The organism is Pseudomonas urethralis, from assembly GCF_021602465.1.
In the GTDB taxonomy this organism is placed as follows: Bacteria; Pseudomonadota; Gammaproteobacteria; order Pseudomonadales; family Pseudomonadaceae; genus Aquipseudomonas; species Aquipseudomonas vlassakiae.
In genome coordinates this window covers 1-1,126 of record NZ_BQIJ01000052.1, presented here as the reverse complement: position 1 = coordinate 1,126, position 1,126 = coordinate 1, and the positions used below count along the sequence as shown (strand labels likewise).

1 protein-coding gene and 1 pseudogene are annotated in these 1,126 nt (G+C 63.7%); both read left to right on the top strand.

The genetic code is table 11. The features are described from left to right. The coding region (locus tag L6D64_RS28145) for a phage minor head protein (protein WP_236192666.1) at positions 1–818 on the top strand (818 nt) is incomplete at its 5' end. A 68-nt stretch (positions 819–886) separates the two neighbouring features. Beyond that, positions 887–1,126: pseudogene (locus L6D64_RS28140) on the top strand (hypothetical protein); the annotation flags it as partial.

Sequence of the window (1,126 nt, the reverse complement as noted above, 5' to 3'; positions counted from 1 at the left end):
GCCAGTCCATGCTGGATCTGGGAGAGTTCGCTGGATATGAGGCATCGTTCAGCGCTCGCATGCTGGGGCAGGTGGTCACCGCCGTGGTCCAGACCCAAGTGCCGGCCGCCGATCTGGTTGCCGCTGCCGCGCTCGCTGAGCCAATGCAGCTTGAGGCCCGGGCCGGGGTGCAGCGAATTAGCATTGCCGGCGCGCTGGACCAGTTCGGCACGGCCAAGTCAGCGCAGATCATCGGAGAAGTCCAGATCGGCTCTGCCCTGGGCGAGACCAGCCAGCAAATCACCCGGCGCCTGACCAGCATGCACCAGCTGCAGCAGGATCAGGCATCGGCGCTGGTGCGCACGATGACCAACCACATCGCCAGCACAGCGCGGGCTGAGACGTTCAAGGCCAACGACGACATCCTGGCCGGCAAGCGACGCATCGCCACGTTGGACGGGCGCACATCGCCGTTCTGCCGCTCGATCGACAACACGGTGGTGCCATTCAGCGCGCCATCGCCGCCGTTCCACTGGAACTGCCGGACGTCCGAGATACCCGTCCTCAAGCCTGAGTTCGAGCGGGAGATTCCCGGATCGCTCAGGCCAGCAGTAGGGCCGGACGGTGCTGAGCAGGTATCGAGCAAGACCACCTACCAACAGTGGCTCGCCCGCCAGCCTGCCGCTTTCCAGATCGATGTCCTTGGCCCGGCCCGCTACAAGCTCTTCAGCAAGGGCGAGCTGACCCTGGACAAGTTCGTGGACCAGAACGGCAAGCAGATCACGCTGGACGAGTTGAGGCAGCTTGAACCGCTCGCCTTCGAGCGTGCAGGACTTTGAACAGCCGGCCATGAGCCGGTTTTTTTACGCCCGCGGCTGAGCCAACGGCAAATCATCCGGGGGATGACATGAAATACCTGATCGACAAAGCAGCATTCGACGCGCTGGACCCAGCCCTGCAGGCGCTCTACAAGGCCCAGGGCGAAAACTACGTCCTCGCGGTCGAGGGACTCCCTCAAAACGAGGATGTTGAAGGCCTCAAGCGCCAGAACCAGACCCTGCTGGACGAAGCGAAGGAAGCCAAGCGCAAGGCGCGTGAGGCCCAAGAGCAGCTGACCCAGAAAGAGCTGGACGCAGCCAAGGCCCGC